This is a genomic window from Pseudoalteromonas sp. TAB23 (assembly GCF_000498075.1).
Taxonomy (GTDB): domain Bacteria; phylum Pseudomonadota; class Gammaproteobacteria; order Enterobacterales; family Alteromonadaceae; genus Pseudoalteromonas; species Pseudoalteromonas arctica.
On the sequence record NZ_AUTP01000109.1, the window covers coordinates 1 to 3,976 of the forward strand.

The following is a 3,976-nucleotide window of genomic DNA, read 5'->3' on the forward strand; positions in this document are numbered from 1 at the left end:
CCCGACATAATTGGCGTTGGTAGAGATATTTTAAATAACGATACTGCGTCGTAAAAGCGCTTAATGTAAGAAACGCGTGTTTCACGTGGGTAGTCAGAGAATAAGCTCGCTGCTACTAAAATATATAAAAACTGTGCACTTTCGTAGATTTCACCCGATACACGGTTTTGAACGAGATACTTACCTTCAAGCTGTTTTACAGCCGCGTAGCTAAAGTTAAGATCGCGAGAATGATCAAGATATGCATCAAGCTCGTCTAATTCTTGCTCTGTGTAATCTACTAATAAGTGAGCATCGTAGCGTTTATCGCCAACCATTTTTGTTACGTGGTCAAATAAACGTGGTGGCTCAAATTGACCGTACGCTTTTTTACGTAAATGGAATACAGCTAAACGTGCAGCTAAGTATTGATAATCAGGTGATTCTTTTGAAATCTGATCCGCTGCTGCTTTAATGATGGTTTCGTGAATGTCTTTAGTACGAATACCGTCGTAAAACTGAATGTGCGATTTTAATTCAACTTGCGAAACCGAAACGTTGCTTAAACCTTCGGCGGCCCATTCAATAACGCGATGGATCTTATCCAGATCAAGAGGCTCTTTGCGCCCGTCACGTTTGCTTACAGATAACTGTTGGTTCATTTGCCTGTATTCCTTGGGAATTATGTATTTTGACCAATGCTTTATGCCTCGCCGAAGCAAGGTACATACTCATTTATTATAGGTTTCACCGTATTGGTGAATTTAATTGAATAACATTTGGCCACAATATCTGGTGTTGTTCAATTTAGAGATCACAAGATAGTGTGGTCTGAGTTGTTTTGCAAGGGACATAATTGCCCCTGTTTGTGGATAACTTTGGGATAACGCATTTGTGTTAGTAGACACTCACCTTCGAACAATCATTTAAGTTGAAATATGCAAAAATCAACTAATGATCTGCTAAATTTACTCATTTTAAAAATAAATTTTGACTGCTTTTTTTATCAGCAAGCTTTGTGTGAAAACTAACACAATCACAATATATAGTGTTTAATAATTAACATAGCACTATATATGGTTTCAGTGCACTATCTAAGTGAGTTGTTTAGTGTTCATGGTTGAACGCTTTTATAAATAAAAAGCATAATTAGAGGGAAGATATAGAAATGGGCTAAAAGATAGCCCATTTAAATTTATACAAAGAGCATGCTGCTCAGTGTAATAATTTTAAAAATACCTATTATTACACTTTCTGATATTTCTATAGATAAACTGAACTTCAATTTTAGTTATCCTAAATCTGAGTTAGTCACTTGCTGAGAATATAAGAATAAGTTACGCTCAAACTTCCAAACTTGGGCACTTTCTTAAAACTCGAGCAAGTGTCTTTGCTAACATCATATTCAAAATTTGAGTATGGTGTTAGCCCCTCCACTTAATTGAAATATCAATCCCATCAAAGTGTTAATAAAACTCTAATGTGGCCTGAGTTGTTTTGCAAGGGACATAATTGCCCCTATTTGTGGATAACTTCGGTATAGCGTATTTGTGTTAGTAGACGCTCACACTTAAACGACTACTCAACCAAAGGCGTTCAAAAAGTAAACTAAATTCTGCTAAATTTACGCATTTTAAAAATAAATTCTGACTGCTTTTTTTATCAGCAAGCTTTGTGTGAAAGCTAACACAATCACAATATATAGTGTTTAATAATTAACATAGCACTATATATAGTTAAAACCATCAATTGGGCTTTGCCAGTTAAAATCAGCATTCCAGCTGTTGGCTTCATCAATACTTGGGATGTAACCCCAAAGTGCCGTTGCGGTATGCATACCTGCTGCTTTGCCTGCTTGTATGTCACGCTGTGCATCACCAATGTATAAACAACGGCTTCGATCTACCTGCATAAGCTTTGCACAATGTAGCAGTGGTAGAGGTGATGGCTTAGCTTCAGCTAATGTGTCGCCACTTATTACCACACTGGCATTTTTTAATGCGGGAATAGCTGCCACTAAAGGATCGGTTAAAAACCCTGGTTTATTAGTCATGATCCCCCATTTGATCTTTTTCTGATCAAGGGCGATAAGTAACGATTCAACTCCGCTGAAGCAACGTGTGTGATTTGCTATGTTTGTGGCGTACTCGTCAACTAATTGCTTTATAAGCTCGCTTTGGGGTTGTTTAGCCCATAATTCTTTAAAACCAGCCTCTAATAATGCGCCTGCGCCGTTAGATGCCGCAGGACGGTATATATCACTACTAACAGGTTCTATTTTATTGCTAATAAGGACTGCGTTTAAAGCGGCACCTAAATCATCAGCGGTGTCGAGTAGGGTGCCGTCTAAATCAAATAAAAATGCATCGTACTCAATAAGGGGTAGGGGGGCTTGAGAGTTAGCCATTAAGCTAACTTCTCAAAATAAAGTATGTAATTTACGCTAACGTCACTATTGAGCGTATATTGCTTTGATAGTGGGTTATAAGAAAGCCCTGTGCTTGCACGAACTTTTAAACCGGCTTGCTCTGCCCATGCAATAAGTTGTGCAGGCTTTATAAACTTTTTATGGTCGTGTGTACCTTCAGGCACCATTTTTAAGAGTTTTTCAGCGCCAACAATCGCGTATAAGTATGCTTTAGGTGTTTTGTTCAGGGTTGAAAAAAACACGTCCGCGCCTGGTTTTGCAAGTGCAGCTACAGCATGAATGATAGATGCTGGGTCGGGAACGTGCTCAAGCATTTCCATACACGTTATTACATCAAAGCGCTCAGGGTACTGTGTTGCAAACTCTTCTGCAGGCACTTTTATGTAATCTACATTTACGCTAGTTTCTAAGCTATGCAATTTAGCAACTGTTAGAGGCTCTTGGCCCATATCGATGCCAGTTACTTTTGCACCCATACGCGCCATGCTTTGGCTTAAAATACCGCCGCCACAGCCAACGTCGAGTGTTTCTTTATCGAATAAGCCTTGCGTTTTGTTTGCTATAAAGTCTAAACGTAACGGGTTAATTTCGTGAAGAGGTTTGAATTCTCCGTCTAGGTCCCACCAACGCTCAGCGATGGCTTCAAATTTTGCTATTTCTGCGTGATCTACATTTTGATGTTCGGTCATAAAATACTTCCTCGTCAATCTGAGGCCATTATATAGGGCTAAATTGATAAATCGCAAAGTTTTGCGCCTGTAAATTAAAATTAATTGTGATAGCATGGCTGTTAGAAATAATAACAATACTCTTAATACCCAATACCGGGTTGTTGAGAGCTGATACTGAAGGAATGTGATATCAAATGACTGATCTCGCCAATGAAATTCTGCCAGTCAATATTGAAGACGAGTTAAAAAACTCCTACTTAGATTACGCAATGAGTGTAATAGTAGGACGTGCATTACCAGACGTACGTGACGGCTTAAAACCTGTTCATCGCCGCGTTTTGTTTGCAATGAACGAGCTTAGTAATGACTGGAACAAGCCTTACAAAAAATCGGCCCGTGTGGTCGGTGACGTAATCGGTAAATACCATCCACACGGCGACAGTGCAGTTTATGACACGATAGTTCGTATGGCTCAGCCATTCTCACTACGTTATATGCTTGTAGATGGCCAAGGTAACTTCGGTTCGGTTGATGGTGATTCAGCAGCGGCAATGCGTTATACAGAAGTACGTATGGCAAAAATGTCGCATGAGTTATTAGCCGATCTTGAAAAAGAAACGGTTGATTTCGTTCCTAACTACGACGGCACTGAGTTCATCCCTGACGTGTTACCTACTAAAGTCCCTAATTTATTAGTGAATGGTTCGTCGGGTATTGCAGTAGGTATGGCTACAAATATACCACCACATAACTTAACTGAAGTTGTGAACGGTTGTTTGGCACTTATTCAAAATCCTGATTTAACTATTTTAGAGTTAATGGATTATATTCCTGGTCCTGATTTCCCAACGGCTGCAATTATCAACGGTAAAAAAGGCATTGAACAAGCCTATTTAAC

At 39.2% G+C, this 3,976-nt stretch carries 4 protein-coding genes; 1 reads left to right on the forward strand and 3 read right to left on the reverse strand.

The genetic code is table 11. The features are described 5' to 3' along the window. The 3 genes from L654_RS0102765 to ubiG form a co-directional block, all read right to left on the reverse strand. Window positions 1-641: ATP cone domain-containing protein (locus L654_RS0102765; protein WP_263640615.1), on the reverse strand; the 641-nt coding region annotated here is incomplete at its 3' end. 1,064 nt (window positions 642-1,705) lie between these two features. Then, entirely contained in the window at window positions 1,706-2,386 is a 681-nt protein-coding gene (locus L654_RS0102770; protein WP_024607207.1) for an HAD-IA family hydrolase, read from the reverse strand. Next, window positions 2,386-3,096: a bifunctional 2-polyprenyl-6-hydroxyphenol methylase/3-demethylubiquinol 3-O-methyltransferase UbiG gene (gene ubiG / locus L654_RS0102775; protein WP_024607208.1), complete on the reverse strand. Its 711-nt coding sequence runs from the start codon at window positions 3,094-3,096 to the stop codon at window positions 2,386-2,388. The genes L654_RS0102770 and ubiG overlap by 1 nt, the downstream gene beginning before the upstream one ends. Window positions 3,097-3,272: 176 nt before the next feature. On the opposite strand from ubiG, the gene L654_RS0102780 reads away from it, so the two are divergent. Further along, window positions 3,273-3,976, forward strand: a 704-nt coding sequence (locus L654_RS0102780; RefSeq protein WP_029753469.1) for a DNA gyrase subunit A, incomplete at its 3' end; no start/stop codon positions are given.